Origin of the sequence: Daejeonella sp., from assembly GCF_030695525.1 — a bacterium.
GTDB lineage: Bacteria > Bacteroidota > Bacteroidia > Sphingobacteriales > Sphingobacteriaceae > Daejeonella.
In genome coordinates, this window is sequence record NZ_JAUYSS010000012.1 from 12,790 (window position 1) to 29,452 (window position 16,663).

Below are 16,663 nucleotides of genomic sequence, written 5' to 3' on the forward strand. Positions count from 1 at the left end.
TTATCTTGGATTTTGTTCTATGCCTCCCAACCTGATTTCATCATCGGCAATGGGCATGACATATCGTTTATCACCAGGACTTAAGCTATAGCTTTGGCCGTTAACAGTACGCGTTAAGGTTTTTGCAAAAAGCGGGTCCTTATTTAATCGTCTAAGATCTTCCCACCTCAGATTAGAAAATGGAAATTCCTTCTCTCGTTCTTTCAGTATAAGCAGGAGCACCTCATCCGCAGAAGCAGCCTTTAAAGGCGTAAAAGTTCCGCTTTTCCATCGCTTAACTAAAAGGCTATTCAGATCAGCAAGAGCCGGGTCTTTCATACCTTTTCGGGCCTGGCATTCAGCCCTGACCAGGTACAGCTCATTGTTAGAAACACCTGCAAAAAATGTCCCGTTAATCCCCGTATAATAACCCCTGTAAGCAATACCATTTGTGCCATTGTCTTTATAACACAGGCTTCTGCGGAGATCATTAGCCGTGTAGGACTGGTACAGAGAGGGTTCAACCAGGATCCGGCTGGTTAAAAAGATTCCATAGCTGAGTGAAGTCGCATGGAAAAGGACTTCAGTATTGCCAGCCTGAAAGGTGGGAAAAGGGAAGGTGGCTTGGGGATTAAGCGTATTAAGGTCCAGGAGCTCCTTATGGATGTTTAAAGCTTCGTTGCTGAATTGCAAGGCAGCAGTATAGTTATCCATCTGGAGGTATACCCGTGCCAGCAACCCGAGCGCAGCAGATTTGGATGGTCTGGTCTTAACTTCAGGAACCAGGGGCAGCAAATCTCTGGCCAGCAGCAAGTCCGTCAGGATTTGTTCATAGGTTACAGCCAGGTTTTTCCTCTGCGGACGCTCATTAACATCCGTTCCCAATTTCAGAGGCAGGCCAATTTCAGACGTAGCGGTAGAAGCTTTATAGGGTGCGCAGAATAACTGTGCCAGATTGTAATAGGCATTTGCCCTAAAAAAGAGCGCGCTTCCCCGGATAATATCAGTTTTCGCCCCTGGGGCCAATGCCATCGTATTTAAAACTTCCAGTACAATGTTCGCCTGTACGATCCTGGCATAGGCGTAGTTCCAGTCGTATGAAGTTTGTCCTTCAAAAATATCTTTATTCCAGATATGAGCATTCCGCTCCGTATTCGTACCGGCTGCCTGCCAGATCGCTGAACTGAGCAGGTAATGGTCTGCATTGATAATGCCCAATGACGGGTAATTGGAATTCATTACCAAATCATTATTTAGCAATGCTTCGAGATCTTTTATTGACGAAGGCACTGCATCACTTTTGTTTGATTTTACATCCAGCCATTCATCCTGTTTGCTGCAGGATAATGCACTAAGAATGTAAACGAGGAAAATTATCTTTTTCATGATCTTCTTTTTGTTTAATAAATTGCTTTAAGGCCGAAGGCCCAGGTTTGAGGATTGGGGAATACATTCCTACCGTAATAATCGGGGTCAATTCCTGAACGGGAAGCCTTCCACAGAATACCCAGGTTATTGCCGTACACGTAAAGTTGCATCTGGGCCACAGGTAGCTTCGGGAAATGTTTTTTATCCAGAGTATAGGCCACCCGGGTATCCTGCAGACGTACATGATCTCCTTTGTCAACAAGCACTTCAGAGGCGCGATAAAAATTACTTCGATTCGTGTTTGCAGGATATACCGGCGAAGGGACATCTGTAGTAACCTCATCCCCGGGTTTTTGCCAGCGGCTGAGGTAATCTTTGTGCATGCCGTTATTATTCAGCAGGTCTTGATAATTCAGGCTGATGCTGCGTCTTCGGAAATAATAGCCCAGCTTATAGGTAATATTCAGAGAAGCCGAAATACCTTTCCAGGTAAATGTATTTCGCAGGCTGCCGAATACGGTGGGCCTCGCCGGTCCATTATAAATGATATTTTCAGGAGTAGCGTTCCGAAGGATATTGAGGTAGTCTTTACTTTGCTGCCCGTCTATATAACCTATAGGATCTCCAGTTTGAGGGTCAATCCCTCCCCACCGATAACTGTATATTCCGAATAATGGTCTTCCGGGTACTGCAAATAACCCGGCAGATTCAGGCGTTCCGGCAGCGGCCACGGTACCTACAAGCTGGTTAATCAGATATTCCTTATCAAAGCTGATGATCCTGTCCCTGACCATGCTGATCAAAAAGCTGCTTTCCCAGGAAAGCAGGCCCCTCAGGTTTTGACTGTTCAAATTAATATCAATACCATTCGTTCGTATTTCTGCCGCATTACCCCTAAATGATGTAAAACCACTTGAGGGAGGTAGTGGTGCCTCCTCAATCAGGTCCAGTCCTTCTTTTCGATAAACTTCAATAGTGCCGGAGAGCAGTTTATCTTTCAGGCTAAAATCAAGGCCCAGATTTATATTACGAACCCGCTCCCAGCGAAGATCGGGGTTAGGAGGACGGGTTATAAAGGCATAGGGCAAGCCGGTTAGACTGCTGCTGAAATATTTTGCTGTGAGGTAGGCCGAGGCATTATATACGTTACCGTTATAACCATAGGCTGCCCGCAGCCTTGCCTGGGGCAGCCAGTCCAGACTGTAAAAGCTTTCGCTGCCAAGATTCCAGGCCAGGCCGGCCGACCAGAGTGGAGTGACCCGGTCATTGGTCTTTACTCCAAAGATATTAGCTCCGTCTTTTCGCCCGCTCAGAGAAAGTGTATAGCGTCTATCATAGGTATAAGCGGCATTCAAAAAATAAGAAATGTACCTGTTCTCTGTTCCGTTTATACTGCCTGCCGGACTTGCAATGGTTCCTGTTCCAGAGGGATTGCGTGGCAGGGATGCACTGTAATTCAGGTTTGCAATGGCGGTGCCTAATTCATCATCATAGCCGTAAGCCGTACGGGAATAGCCTCCGCCGCTTACACTTCGAACTTCAGCCCCTGCCATGGCGCTGAACTGGTTCATACCGAAACCTCTGTACCAGTTCAGCTGTGAGCGCAGATTATGCGCTTTAAGCTCATTCAATCCATTATCAAGGATACCTCCCAAGGGAAAGGCGTAATTAAAAGTTCCTGTAGCTGGATTGCGCTGTGCGTATTGATTAACCAGGTTTCGGGCATAATAGGTGTTTAAACTGCGGTAGTTACGGCTGTTGCTTTGCTGGTTTTCAAACTGGTAGTTGATTTCCGCGTTTAGATGCTCACTAAAGGAATACTTAAGAGATGGTTTCAGGATAATTTCATTTATAGCTGCAGTATGGTCTGCCAGTTTTATTTCTTCAAGGGGCCGGTACTGCCAGTCTAAAAAGCCAAGGGCTTCTGTGCTTTCAATATAAGACAGCCGGTAATCCTTTGGTACCGGCAGGGGATCTCCCGAATCATCAGCCAGGCGATTATAGGGCAGCATGGTATATTTAAATCCGCCGGTATTCACTGCGCCATAAGCACTGATATTCGCATTGTTCAGAGCAGTGCTCTGTGTCCAGTTAATCCCCGTACGAAGTTCCAGCTTTTTACCAAGTCGGTAAGTTTGCAGCCCGCTCAGGCTAATGCGGCTGTACCCATTTCGCATCATGCTTTCAGTATTGCCGTCATATGCCGCAGAAATGCGGTATGCAATAGATTGCCCACCACCTCGCAGGTTCAGGGCAAACTGCCTGTTTGTACTGCCCCTGTAAACATAACGGTTAAAATCATTACGTATATCAAACATTGCAAGGGCATCGAGCTTTGCACCCACATCGGCAGCGCCTAGCTTTCCGGAACGTTGCAGAGCCATAATCTCTACCGCCGGTGAAACAGGCGGTCTGCCACTGGTATTACTCAGGTCACTGTCAAAATATCCCTTAGCAAAAAGGAACTGTTCGATACCAATAAAATCTGCAGAGGGAATATAATCAGGTGAATACCTGACATCGGGTTTATTTCCCAAGCTAAGATTACCATTAAACTCCATTTGCATGGGCCTGTTATAGGCGCCTTTTTTGGAGGTAATGACAATTACACCGTTTCCGGCCTTTGCCCCCCAGATGGAGGCAGCCGCAGCATCTTTCAGCACAGTGATACTTTCAACATCATTAGGATTAATATTGGCAATATCACCTTCATAAGGAAAGTTGTCCAGTACGATCAGCGGATCGGCATTCACATTCGCATCGATGGTACTTCGTCCGCGGATACTGATGCCCAGTTTCTCATTACTTGTTAATGGGGTACGGTTAAATATCAGGCCGGGAGTGATCCCTTCAATTCGCTCAAGTATATGGGTGCTTACCCGGCGGTTGATCAGCTCATTATCCAGATGTACAAAAGAACCCGTAGCCCGCCCGGCCGGCAACTCCTGGTAACCGGTGCTAACTATTACCTCATCCAGCTGTCTTGAATCCGGCTGCAGCATGATGTTAAATTCCCTTCCGCTGCCGTCTGCCGCAATTTGTTGCGGCAGGTAACCGATAAAGCTCACGGTGAGAACTGCATCTGCGGGTACCTGCGTTAGCCTGAAACGCCCTTCCGCATCCGTTAAGCTAGCAATTTTACTGTCCTTCACTTTGACAGAAGCGCCCGGCAAGCCCTCCCCTTTCTCATCTGTTACTTTTCCGGAAAGTGTAATCAGGGACTTTGCCACAGCCGGGATATCCTGAGCAAAGCTGCTCATTAAAGGCCATAGCATGGCCAGTACAATATGTAGTATCGTTTTTTTCATGTTGTATGATTTTAAATGTTTAAGAAATAACCGCCCGTATGCGGTTGTTGGAAGGAATTAAAAAAATCATTCCGGATGCCTCTTAAACTTAGCATACATGTCCTTCGCCGATACCTCATCCCTGTACGTACCCTCATCCCCTATCGGCTTGTCCAGATGTTCCAGCAATTCATACAGGGCTGGCATCAGATCTTCCAAAGCCATAAAGTAATCGAACAGCTCTGCTTTTTCTGAATAAGTCAAACCCGAATAATTACCGCTGATGATTGTGCTGAGTGCACGGTTGAGCTGAATATTGCAGGAACGGAAGCTATAAGCAGCACAGAAGTTTTGAATACTGTGAAGGACAGTTTCGGAGGTTTTGGATGGATAGTTTAGTGCACTCATTTGATATATTTATCAATATGAGTCTCAAATAGCAAGAGCCAAAGTATTAAAATAGGATTGGACTTCACCGCTTTTGCGCAAGGTACCGCCAGGAACCCCTCCAGCCCTATTCAAGAGCCTGAGTTGACCACAAAAGACTTAAGTGAAGCCCAATCCTAGGATATAATATCCATTGCAAGATAGAAAATATCTTGCGAGGTTGGGCTTTCACTTGTCTTCCCGTGGTCATACTGGCGGTTTTTGCACGAGACTCTTAAGCGAAAATTAGTACATATTAAAAATCGCTTTAATTAACTATTCAGCTTCATTTTTTATTGCAATACGAATATAATAAAAATATTTAAAATGTGGCAATACTACCACAAATATTTTTCCAAAATCCATCCATATTAACTCCTAAGTAAGTATGAAGGAAAAGCACCAAAAATATTTTCAAGAGTTGGGAAGAAACCTGCGAAAATTAAGAAAACAAAAAGGATATAGCCAACAACAGCTAGCAAATCGCTGTGATGTTGATAGGGCCAAAATCAGTACTATTGAGACAGGGAAGGAAGATTTTGTTTTTACTACTCTTTTAGAAATTGCTGGAGCTTTAGAGATTGATCCCAAAGAAATCTTAGAGGTTAAAAACTAAGGCCACTTGTATACTGTATTAGCAAAGGGTTTAATAATTCACGCAAAAACAGAATTAACTCAATTCTACCTCTCTCCACTTTCAGGCTTTGATCGCTTTTCGTGAAGTTCATAAACTGCTGGCAGCAATTCATCAAGCCCTTCTAAAAAATCCAACAATTCCTCTTTATGGCTCTTGTCCAGAGCAGCATAATGAATCCCCTTGGTTACATGGTCAGATATCTGATTGAGTAGTTGTGAACTTTCTGGGAGAGTATAGGATGACAGAAAGTTATTTAGGTGGCGAGTGGCTTGTTCATTTTTCATGGTTTTAGGTATTTGAATTCATAGCTTATTCAATTATAAACATTGGAAAGGAAAGGAGGATAAAAGAATGAGGGAACGGTAGGTTAATTTTTATACCATTTTATTTTGATAATCAACCGGATGATGAAATTCACTTTTTAGTTGAGCATATTATCCTTTTAAATGACGAAGTAGCATATAGTATAGATGAACAGCAGTTTTCCTTGTACGAAATATTCATCCGGATGTTAATCTGCTATTTATCAAATATTTACTACAAAATTTTTTTCTTTGCAGGAAATTTTTATTCCTAGATTTAAAAATATAAATCTCCAAACTTGACTAAGAGTAAAATATTATCAATCCAGATTAAACAACGTTAACAGAGATAATGTCAGAATTAATAGGCAGTATTTAGTAACCCACATGCTCACCCATACAATAGTAACACATTATGAACCCTAACAATCAAAAATTCTCGCCGAATCAAGAAAACAGGATAGGTGATGCTTTAGAGGTAGAAAGGTATTCCTATTGCGACGAGAGTGGCATTCCTGTATTCTTAGCTAAAGAAATTTACAAAAAGGATAAAAAATTTATATTTTACCCTTATTCAGTTAACCCAACCGACGGGTCTGTTAAACCTAAAAGAATCCATAAAATTGAATTAGTAGGGTGGAACGATCTAGAGGAAGTACCTAAGGATTTTAAAGTAAATAACAGATATGGTTTAAAAACACTACGTGCGAAGGCCTTCTTTAATGCTTTATATAATAAGTTCAAGAGCGTCTATCACTACACTGTTGGCATTAATCTGAAAAATAGCTTCCAATCTGATCACATCACCCTGAACTGGTCCGACTTAAAAGTCATCCTTAATGACATATATCGTGAAAAGAATTTTTATGATAGAGAGAAGGCGATTTTGATTGCAAAAAATTTGTCAGTTATTAATAGTTCGATACCTAGACCATTGAGGTACCTTCCTGGAGGAGATTTGCAAAGATTCCTCCACAAATATAGCTCTTACGAAAAGGTGAATTCCGACGATTTAGATGCTCTTTCAGGAGTACTTGAAGTGATCCCACCAAGTATAATAAACACCACTTCAAACTTTATAAACAGTAAAGAGCAGATAAATAAAGTTTACATCGAAGATATAATTCTCAAATTTGAAAAGCTTATCTCTTCGTCTAAAGACAATGAAAAACAATGGCAAGTTTTCTTTGAAAAAAACTCATGGATACTCTCACATCTATTCCCTTATGAAGTAATCTTAAGAGAAAAAGAAGCGTACGTTGGAGGCAAGACTATTGGCAATGATAATGGGAGAATAATTGATTTTCTATTTCAAAATGGGTTCAATGATAACTACGCATTGCTAGAAACTAAAACGCATAAAAAAGAGCTTCTGAAGAAACAGGTATATCGGAAACCATCTGTATTTTCGATGTCTGATGAATTGTCTGGAGGGATTAGTCAGTGCTTAGATCAAAAAGACACTTTCTTAAAACATTATGGCAAGGAGAATCCGTCGTTTGATCCCAAGTGTATTTTAATTATAGGAATGAAAAGTTCACTAAACATTGAGCAGAAGCATTGTTTTGAATTATTAAGATCGAGCCAGAAAAACATAGAAATCGTAACTTTTGATGAGATTCTAATGAAGTTAAAAGGTTTGATTAAAGTGTTGAATTATACTGATTGACTGGAAAAAACGGAGTAAACTGACCACCTAAACCGGAGTAAACTGACCACCTTCCCCGGTTGAAATTGACCACCCCATCCCGGAGCAAATTGACCAGGGTAAACCGGAGCAAATTGACCACCCCAGAAGATAGATAGTTCGTGCTGATTTAATGGTTTCAAAAAGGAGTTTTGCGGATTAAATCCACTACTCCCGATGGCCAATAAATCAATAAGCATGAGTAAGATCAGACAGATTCTACGGTTACACAGTCAGGGCGAGAGCAACCTGGCTATTTACCGGTTGACGGGTGTTTCCCGCAATACGCTTAAAAAGTACATTAGAGACTACAATACCCTCAATCTAAACATGATTGAGATAGAGGATCTCTCAGACCACGATCTGGAAGAACTCTTTACCCAGTTCAAGCCCCATCAGCAGAAGCGAAGCGATAAGGCTCAGGATCTGTATGCCTTGTTCCCTGAGATTGACAAGCAGCTAAAGCGTAAAGGGATTACCCAGCAACTGATGTGGGAAGAGTATTATGCCCGTCATCCAGACGGACTTAAGCTTAGCCAGTTTGGTTATCACTATGCCTTGTGGAAACAGCAGGTGAGTCCTACGATGCACATGGACCATAAAGCAGGTGATAAGCTCTATGTGGATTATGCCGGGGAGAAGCTTCATCTTGTGGATCCTGATACCGGAGAACTGCAGGCGGTGGAGGTTTTTGTAGCTATTCTGGGATGTAGCCAGCTGACTTATGTAGAGGCAAGTTATAGCCAGCAAAAGGAAGATTTGATCGATAGCTGTGAACGCACGCTTCATTACATTGGCGGTGTCCCTAATGCCTTAGTGACGGATAACCTGAAGTCTGCGGTAACCAAGTCCAGTAAATACGAACCAGTTATTAATGAGTACTTCGCTGATTTTGCTGACCATTACAGTATAAGCGTACTTCCGACAAGAGCATATAAGCCCAGGGATAAGTCATTGGTTGAGGGTGCTGTCAAGATTATCTACACCCGCATATACGCTAAGCTCCGTGGCAGAACCTTCCACACCTTAACTGATCTGAATCAGGCCATCTGGGCGGCTCTGGAGGAGCATAACAACACCTTGTTGCGTGGAAGGCATTATAGCCGCAGAATGCAGTTTACCGAAGTTGAAATGCCCGTGCTGAATGCGCTGCCTCCGCTTAAATATGAACATAAGAAGCAGGTATTCGCAACCGTTATGAAGAATGGGCATGTCTGCCTTGGCCCGGATAAACACTATTACAGCGTTCCCTACCAGAACATCGGAAAGAAGGTAAAGCTCCTGTATACCAATCATCGGGTGGAAGTGTACTACAATTATGAGCGTATTGCGTCTCACGACCGTATGCGTAGTCCTTACGGATATACCACCCTGACCGAGCATCTGGCCTCTACCCATCAGTTCGTTGGTGGATGGACTCCGGAAAAGTTCCTGTCCTGGGCTGAATCTATTGATACGACAGTCAGGCAGTACATCTATGTCATTCTAAACAAGAAACAGCACGTAGAGCAGGCTTATAAATCATGTGTGGGCATACTGGCCCTGAACAAGAAATACGGGAGTCAGCGACTGATCAATGCCTGTAAACGCGGAATAGAGTACGACATGTACAACTACAAAAGTATCGAGATGATCCTTAAACGCGGACTGGATCACCCCGAAGAACAGGAAACTCTTCCTCTGATGCCCCTGCATAAAAATATTCGCGGAGAACATTATTACAACTAAACCTTAACACTAAAACAAATGAATACAGAAACGTTAGAAAAAATGCGTAAAATGAAGTTTTATGGAATGGCAAGAGCCATGAAGATGAGTCTGGAAGCCGGTAAAGATGAACCGTTCACGGCAGACGAACTCGTATCTCATCTCATTGATGCAGAATGGGACGACCGGCATAATCGGAGTATTGAACGGCACATCAGTAATGCCCGCTTCAGGTATAAAGCTGCTGTGGAGCAGATCGTTTATGACGGAGAACGAACGCTAGATCAGAATCAAGTGATGAGGCTTGCTGAATGCGATTTTATTAATCGGAAGGAGAATGTTCTGATCACCGGCAGTACCGGTATCGGAAAGTCATTCCTTGCCTCAGCTCTGGGACATCAGGCCTGTCTGATGGGTTACCGGACGATGTACTGCAATGCGACTAAACTCTTTTCTCACTTAAAGATGGCCAAAGGTGATGGGTCTTATAACAAGGAGATTGCTAAAATTGAAAGGCAGCATCTTCTGATCATTGATGACTTTGGAATACAGCCCCTTGATGGTCATAACCGCTCAGCGCTCATGGAAATTATCGAGGACAGGCATGCTAAAGCCTCTCTGATCATCACTGCACAGGTACCTGTAACGATGTGGCACGAGATAATTGGGGAACGGACTATCGCTGATGCGATCCTTGATCGCATTGTACACGGATCTCACCGGGTGGATTTGATCGGAGAATCCATGAGGAAAAGAAAGTCGTTGCTGAACTGAACAAATAAATCTATTTTTATCACACAAGATCAGCACTGAACTGAAAATCTTCGCCAGCAAAATTGGGAAGTCTACGCCAGCCTTTTAGGTGGTCAGTTTGCTCCGGTTTAGGGTGGTCAGTTTCACCGGTATTTCCAGCCAGTGAGCTGATTCCTTCGCTTGTGTCGGCCTTAGTATTGGCTGTCTCTGTTGCGAAACTTTCACCTTCAACAGATGTAGTATTTGGTACAGATTCTACTTCAGGTGATATAGGTTGTGGAGCGTTATCCATAAAAAATATTTGGTTATTACTTAACATGTATAAGCAATAACCTAAGATACTAAAAAAACCAGGAGCTACTGTTTGGGGAAATTGTTACTACCTGTGAAAATGCCGTACAATAAATGTTAATTAGAGTGGGCATTAAATCCGATTGTTTTTGACTATACTAAATTCGATCCGGAATGGCTATTAGCAGTTGATCACGATTATATTTTAACCACTGTCCGATAGAGTTAGCGCAGCGCTCTACGGATTATTCAATGGAAAAGAGTCTTCAGACTCGTTAAAATAATACCGGTAATCCGTCCGCTAAGACCGTTTGCTAAGAATGATTCAAATAATTCATATTACCCGGTATATTCCTTGCGATCAAACGATTTGGTTCAAAAGAGGGATACAGGCAAAATTGGTAATATGTCAGAAAGAGGGTTTCAGTATCTCCGGAATCTCCAAGAAGCAATTTATTTATGTTTTGCATGAAGTTCATATATAGATTGAAGTAATTCTTCGAGGGTATCTAAAAAAATCAAGCATTTGTTCTTTGCCCTTATCATCTAAGGCCGCATAATATACATGTAACTCTCCCACTTTCGAACAGACACATAAACATCGAATATCATTAATACAACTTATAAGTTTATTATATTGAATAAATTTAAAAGTATCCAACTTTAAGGTTTAAACTAAATAATTTATTACCTTTGTACCACCAATGCAAGACATAGAAACGCAAGTGGCATTATTCTTACAAGACTTCAAAGAAAAGATGAAGTTCTGGGATGTGCTCTTTCGCGATGATAGAGGTAAAAATTCACAAACGCTGATAGATTTAGAGCTTCGCCCAATCGAACGAAAAGTAGTTCTGGAAACCCTCGAAACAAAAGATTACAGCGAAGGGCCTCTGAAAGAAAAATTATACGGAGGTTCTGACATGTGGGTATTTGGCAAAACCGTTAAGAATAAAGAAGTCTACATTAAGATCGCAATGGGTATGGCCAATAACAGCGTGATCTGTATTTCATTTCATCTTGCAGAACACAAAATGCGTTATCCTTTAAAATAAAACCATATGAAAAGTCCAATTACAGGAAAAGAAATGATTTTGATCAAGGAGAAAAGATCATTTGATTTCAGGAAGGAAACATTTGACATTGTATACCATTATTACAAATGCCAGGATAGCAAAGAACAATTCACCACCACAACATTGGATGAAGTGAATATGAATCAGGTATATAACCAATATCGGGATAAACTCAATATCCCTTTCCCGGATGAAATCTTTAAAATCCGCGAGAAATATGGATTGCCAGCAAGCAAAATGTCGTCCATACTGGGATTTGGCACCAATAGTTATCGTCAATATGAATCAGGAGAAATGCCTAGTGTTTCAAATGCGCGTTTAATTCAAATGATAGACGATCCTGCGAAATTTATTGAAATGGTAGAATTATGTGATTGTCTGGATGATAAAACCAGAGCAAAATACATTCTGAGGGCTCGCGAATTGATGGAAGAAAAGAACCGCAGTATGTTCAATTTCAATTTAAAATATTATTTACTGGGTAATCATCTTGCAGATATTTATTCAGGATACAGAAACCCGAACCTTGATAAGTTTAGCGAAATGGTAGTATACTTTTCAACACAAGTTCAGCCTTACAAAACCAAAATGAACAAGCTGTTATTTTATGCTGATTTCTTAATGTTCAAACAGAGCTGCTTTTCAATTAGCGGAATGAGGTACAAGGCAATTGATATGGGTCCAGTTCCCAATAATTTTCAAAGTATATTTGAAAATTTAGCCACCAATAATATAATAGATATATTTTTTACATCGTTTCCCAAGGGATATATAGGCGAGCAATTTAAAGTAAGGAAAGACAGGCCGTTTAATGCAAGTTTATTTTCAGAAGCAGAGTTGGAAGTTTTAAATAAAGTTGCAAAAGTATTTAAATCTACAAAAACTAATGCCATGGTCGAATTGAGCCATCTGGAAGAAGCCTGGAAAAAAAATGAAAAAGATAAAAATGCAATTAGTTATGAATATGCTTTTGAGTTGACTCAAATTTAGTTTTTTATACCGTCTGAAGGAGTTTTCAAATAGAGTTCAAAGAATTCTGCAACCTTTCTAAAAGAAAATTAGTTCTTCTTAAAATTAATTAACTCAAGTTGCTAGTTAGGTATTAATATATTTAGTGTAAAAGCGAAGACCCACTGTTCGTAGTCTTTTAGATCCCCACATTTCTAATTGTGGAATATCGCCTCTTTTCTCCACCGCCTACTTATGTTTAAAAATGTGACCTTCCCAAGGCTTGGGAAGGCCACAATCAGTATTTTACATAATCACCGACAAATGAAAGAAATGATAGCTTTTACTCATCATTCCTGATTTGATCAGAGGATTCACCTTTTTCAACTCTATCCGTAGGGAACTGAGGAACTTGAGGTTGTTCTGGTGCTTCGTCTTCGTCTGGTAAGTTCATAATTGTATGTATTGTGACACTGTTTGAATGAAATTTAACGCAGTTAAAATAAGAGCTATTCCAAGACAAGCTCTACAGCGATATAAATCCACCTTCCCGTTGAACTACTCGAAAAATTCGAGTAGTTCATTCCTCTGCTGTAGTTCACCACTTTGAAAAATTTCTTTAATATGGAAAGTAATGGTATCACTTTCTACACCCAAAGCTCACCAATTCGCTTTTGTATAAGCCAAAAAGTCTCGTCTTTAAAAATGACTTCTTCTTTTACATCTCCTCCAGGGAAACTGTAGAAAATTATATCAGAATATTCGGGAGAATTATCACTATCCATGGTTTATTGCAAATAAAAATTCCTTTAAACTACCTACACCGTCTTAACCGGCATCCCTCTGTAGGGTTTCCATCGATTACCAAAATGATTTATAAGCACAACTTTATTAGCTGTTGTAAACTTTAAGCGAAGCCTTTCTACCTGATTATTAGATTAAGAGTCTTCTGACCCACCTCTGCTCCCGCTTCCATTATTTCCAACAAGCCTGCCGCCACCAAAAAAAATCCAACCTTAAATCTCAATAATTAATTTTGGTGTTATTGGACCTTCCAAAAGATTATACTCCACTGCTGCATCGTATCAGAAGCTATATCTAATCCCTATGCCAAATCTGGCAGGCTCGATCTCGTTCACGCCGTCATATAAAAACAGTGTTGGCCGCCAGTCAAAATTAAATGTAAGGGAAGTTTCTTTAAGCTTGTGTTCTAAACCAGTCATTGGCCTGAGCAAAACTGTGGATCCGTACCCATACAATTCAATCCCTGGTCCGCCCCCCACATAAAAGTTTAAGTTTGAAGCTTCTTTTACAGGGAAATGATGCTGATAGAATGCCTGAATGAGAGTTGAATTCCCTCCGAATAATACATCGCCCTGAATTGCCGCATTCTTATTAAAAAAGTGCTTTACTGAAGGTCCGACCCAGGCGGGGCCGGTACCAAAGTCGATTCCCAATCCCAGTGACGTTTTGTAGTCCTGCGCATGTATTTTAGTGCTCAGCGAAAATAAGATTACCAGAACAACTAAATTTAAAGCTGATTTCATGTTTTTTTAAATTTTAGATAAATGGCATTATCCTGAATTTCGGCTTGCTCTTCAAAGGATGTCGAATTTCAGATGATGCGGGTTTAAACCGGCTTATATCAGTAACATAAAATAGGTAGATTAATATTCCAAACAGAATACAGTTACCTAAAATCTCTTTTTAATATTCTTATGAAAAGGCAGAAACGGCTGATCCTGAACAACATGATAATGCCATTTCTCTAAAACAGCAACAAAAATTGAAATATAAACCAATATACTTTGAAGTGTAAACCTCTCTGCAGAAATATTATAATATTCATCAGCCTTATATGCCCCATATGAGGCGAACAGATAGGTTGCAAAAACAAGTAAACTAAAGAAAAAGAATAAATTTCTGGTATTGGTAGCTATTGTTAGAACGAACATACCAAAAGCCATATTTACTGTTTTAATCGGTACTGGCTCTTTGTATAAAACCGCAATTAAAAATGGAAAGGCCAATGAAACGAAAATAAAAAGGACGCTGCACAGCCAATTTGTAATTCTATAGTCAAGCATATACAATTATTCCAAGGAAATCGTGTTAGTTACATCTTTCTTATTTGCGATCAAATACATTCAGGCAAACTCAATAAATTATCAGGCTGATCACCATCATTCTCTGTTTTAATATATTTATTACCCTGAGCACTTTTGGCTACGATTACATTAACCACATGGCCATTCTTGCTGACATAAAATGACCATTTGCCGGATTCAATACCCGATATTGCCTCTTGCTGTGTAAGATGCCACTTTGTTCCATTACCATTTATACCACCTATTCTTTCGATTCTTTCGTACGCACTGCTCCTGTTAGTTTTGTTAATACATTTAATTTCATGTCTGCTTGCCATACTTGTTTTATTAAATTTTTATTTTTTTTTCTACACTCCTCAATTTCTCTTTGAATAAACTTTTTATCCGCATCAGGAATTTCTGCGAATTTTTTCTTGCCGCTAAAAAAAGTCGACACAGGGTTTACGATTATTTTCATCCACTAGAATAGCACAGTAAGACCGGGCATCACACAGGAAAATCCATTTCACATCTGCTTTTGTCGGCTTTTCTACTCTAGACGAGAATTGTAATACTAAACCTTTAAAAACCATACGTTTAATCGGAAAATTCTTTTATAAGCCGTTTTGCAATATATTCTTCATGTATTACTTCACCAGATATCAGCACCATTTCGGGTCTTTGTGTAATTGGATTCAAATAGCACATATATCCCCCACGGCAATTTCTGTAACGATACTGAATTGCCTTTAAACCAGCTATAAAACCTAATTCAAGTGTCTGATCATATACATAATGAGAACAGCTTGTTTTAAAAATGCACTGCCTTCGCCTATTTGAGGAGATTATGCTCCAGTACATTCTGATGATCAATAAAATCAACCATCTCATTTTCTGAATACGATCACCTGATTTGTAGTAGTGTACCCGGGTCTGGCTCCAAAGCCGAAACAACCATTATCAGGCTGCACAAAGGTTGTTACTCCTTCCAATCGTAAATAGATCCAACCTTGTTCAGTATACTTGTCAATTTTATTCTGTAATTGCTCTGCAACCTGGCTTGCGCTTCCAGTTTTAGGGTTGATAGATGCTACAAATGGTACTACTTTATATTCCATAATTTTGCTTGATTATTTATGTCTAGTAAAATCATTATCATAATTTCAACAATAACTTAGTAAATGTGTTCAACTATAAAGTCCTATGTCTACCGTAATTCAGAACGTTCCTCAGGCACAGTATATAGCCGTTTCTTGATTAACTGTTAATTCATCTTTTGACATGCCATAGTAAGACTTAATACGACTAAGAGTAAGATAAACTTCTTCATAGCCTAAGCGGTATGGCATTTATTACTGCACCAGTAGCATCCGTTTGATTGCTTATAGGTTTTCTTTGCCTCATTCACAGCATCTTTACAATTTGAAAAATCACCAAGCTATTTCTTATCGATGGGCATATAATAACATCCCGCTTCATGTACTTCATGGTCACCATTAGTCTGTGCCCTATTATTCAAATAGTATAAGCTCATATTTAAAAATTTAATAGGTTTCAAAATCAGATTCCCTAAAAAGAGAGATCAGTTGATCTCTCCCTTTGTTCAGGTTATCCACAGGCAGCCCATTCTTTAGTTTATTAATTGGTTATTCTTTTCTTTAGGGTTTACACCTTGAGCAAGCACCATAACCTGCCGCAGCAGCTTTCTTTTTCGAAATACTGATCTTGCTTCGGCTGAGATAACTGCAATCACCACGATGGTACTTTTCTCCTGTTTTAGTGACATACACGGTTACATCCTGCCGGAAATGATAAGGCTGTGATTTCGGAAGCTTTTAAGAGCTGGGGGGGCTGCCAAACAGGGCAAGACCCGTAAGCACGAGGATCACTAATTTGTTCATAACTGGGGATTAGGTTATTAAACTTAAAGAAAATAATTATCCCATCCAAAAAATAAATTTCATAATATATTGATTTTCAATACATTAAGTATACACAAAAAGCTTGTTTATATATAAAATACTACTATTCAACTATAGCATAAGATGGTTAGTGTAATAAATGAAAAAAGAGTTTTTTCTGCTGTAAATCTTGGGTAAATTCATAATGACCTTA

Annotated in this window: 17 protein-coding genes; 6 read left to right on the plus strand and 11 right to left on the minus strand. The window is 40.2% G+C overall.

What is annotated here, in order from left to right:
* The 3 genes from Q8S11_RS01950 to Q8S11_RS01960 form a co-directional block, all read right to left on the minus strand.
* Positions 1-1,365 carry a RagB/SusD family nutrient uptake outer membrane protein gene (locus Q8S11_RS01950; RefSeq protein ID WP_305660396.1) on the minus strand — a complete coding sequence of 455 codons (1,365 nt, stop codon included), beginning with the start codon at positions 1,363-1,365 and terminating at the stop codon, positions 1-3.
* A gap of 14 nt (positions 1,366-1,379) precedes the next feature.
* The gene (locus Q8S11_RS01955; protein WP_305660397.1) at positions 1,380-4,655 is read right to left on the minus strand and encodes a SusC/RagA family TonB-linked outer membrane protein; all 3,276 of its coding nucleotides are present in this window, start codon (positions 4,653-4,655) and stop codon (positions 1,380-1,382) included.
* A 66-nt stretch (positions 4,656-4,721) separates the two neighbouring features.
* The gene (locus tag Q8S11_RS01960) at positions 4,722-5,042 is read right to left on the minus strand and encodes a hypothetical protein (protein WP_305660398.1); all 321 of its coding nucleotides are present in this window, start codon (positions 5,040-5,042) and stop codon (positions 4,722-4,724) included.
* Positions 5,043-5,448: 406 nt separating this feature from the next.
* Between Q8S11_RS01960 and Q8S11_RS01965 the strand changes: the two genes are divergently transcribed.
* Positions 5,449-5,676 carry a helix-turn-helix domain-containing protein gene (locus tag Q8S11_RS01965; protein ID WP_305660399.1) on the plus strand — a complete coding sequence of 76 codons (228 nt, stop codon included), beginning with the start codon at positions 5,449-5,451 and terminating at the stop codon, positions 5,674-5,676.
* Between the two features lie 65 nt (positions 5,677-5,741).
* Here the strand turns inward: Q8S11_RS01965 and Q8S11_RS01970 are convergent, their stop codons facing one another.
* On the minus strand, positions 5,742-5,981 hold the full coding sequence (locus tag Q8S11_RS01970; protein ID WP_305660400.1) for a hypothetical protein: 240 nt from the start codon (positions 5,979-5,981) through the stop codon (positions 5,742-5,744).
* 433 nt (positions 5,982-6,414) lie between these two features.
* On the opposite strand from Q8S11_RS01970, the gene Q8S11_RS01975 reads away from it, so the two are divergent.
* The 3 genes from Q8S11_RS01975 (at position 6,415) to istB (ending at position 10,167) form a co-directional block, all read left to right on the plus strand.
* On the plus strand, positions 6,415-7,668 hold the full coding sequence (locus tag Q8S11_RS01975; protein WP_305660401.1) for a Shedu immune nuclease family protein: 1,254 nt from the start codon (positions 6,415-6,417) through the stop codon (positions 7,666-7,668).
* Between the two features lie 216 nt (positions 7,669-7,884).
* Positions 7,885-9,414, plus strand: a complete 1,530-nt coding sequence (istA, locus tag Q8S11_RS01980) for an IS21 family transposase (RefSeq protein WP_305660402.1) — start codon at positions 7,885-7,887, stop codon at positions 9,412-9,414.
* A gap of 18 nt (positions 9,415-9,432) precedes the next feature.
* Entirely contained in the window at positions 9,433-10,167 is a 735-nt protein-coding gene (gene istB, locus Q8S11_RS01985; protein WP_305660403.1) for an IS21-like element helper ATPase IstB, read from the plus strand.
* A gap of 19 nt (positions 10,168-10,186) precedes the next feature.
* Here the strand turns inward: istB and Q8S11_RS01990 are convergent, their stop codons facing one another.
* The gene (locus tag Q8S11_RS01990; protein ID WP_305660404.1) at positions 10,187-10,438 is read right to left on the minus strand and encodes a hypothetical protein; all 252 of its coding nucleotides are present in this window, start codon (positions 10,436-10,438) and stop codon (positions 10,187-10,189) included.
* Between the two features lie 724 nt (positions 10,439-11,162).
* On the opposite strand from Q8S11_RS01990, the gene Q8S11_RS01995 reads away from it, so the two are divergent.
* Together Q8S11_RS01995 and Q8S11_RS02000 are read left to right on the plus strand one after the other, a co-directional pair.
* Complete coding sequence (locus tag Q8S11_RS01995; protein WP_305660405.1) at positions 11,163-11,492, plus strand: hypothetical protein; 330 nt, start codon at positions 11,163-11,165, stop codon at positions 11,490-11,492.
* A 6-nt stretch (positions 11,493-11,498) separates the two neighbouring features.
* Entirely contained in the window at positions 11,499-12,503 is a 1,005-nt protein-coding gene (locus tag Q8S11_RS02000; RefSeq protein WP_305660406.1) for a type II TA system antitoxin MqsA family protein, read from the plus strand.
* Between the two features lie 1,043 nt (positions 12,504-13,546).
* Here the strand turns inward: Q8S11_RS02000 and Q8S11_RS02005 are convergent.
* From Q8S11_RS02005 to Q8S11_RS02025, 6 genes are all read right to left on the minus strand, one after another.
* A complete protein-coding gene (locus Q8S11_RS02005) occupies positions 13,547-14,008 on the minus strand; it encodes a hypothetical protein (protein ID WP_305660407.1) in 462 nt (153 codons plus the stop codon).
* A 147-nt stretch (positions 14,009-14,155) separates the two neighbouring features.
* Positions 14,156-14,428, minus strand: a complete 273-nt coding sequence (locus tag Q8S11_RS02010; RefSeq protein ID WP_305660408.1) for a hypothetical protein — start codon at positions 14,426-14,428, stop codon at positions 14,156-14,158.
* Positions 14,429-14,598: 170 nt separating this feature from the next.
* Positions 14,599-14,886, minus strand: a complete 288-nt coding sequence (locus tag Q8S11_RS02015; RefSeq protein ID WP_305660409.1) for a DUF3892 domain-containing protein — start codon at positions 14,884-14,886, stop codon at positions 14,599-14,601.
* 259 nt (positions 14,887-15,145) lie between these two features.
* Entirely contained in the window at positions 15,146-15,439 is a 294-nt protein-coding gene (gene yidD, locus Q8S11_RS17795; protein WP_371135117.1) for a membrane protein insertion efficiency factor YidD, read from the minus strand.
* A complete protein-coding gene (locus Q8S11_RS02020; RefSeq protein WP_305660410.1) occupies positions 15,436-15,666 on the minus strand; it encodes a hypothetical protein in 231 nt (76 codons plus the stop codon). The genes yidD and Q8S11_RS02020 overlap by 4 nt, the downstream gene beginning before the upstream one ends.
* A gap of 512 nt (positions 15,667-16,178) precedes the next feature.
* Positions 16,179-16,334 (minus strand): hypothetical protein, encoded by a 156-nt coding sequence (locus Q8S11_RS02025; protein ID WP_305660411.1) that lies wholly within the window; start codon positions 16,332-16,334, stop codon positions 16,179-16,181.
* Positions 16,335-16,663 lie beyond the last annotated feature (329 nt).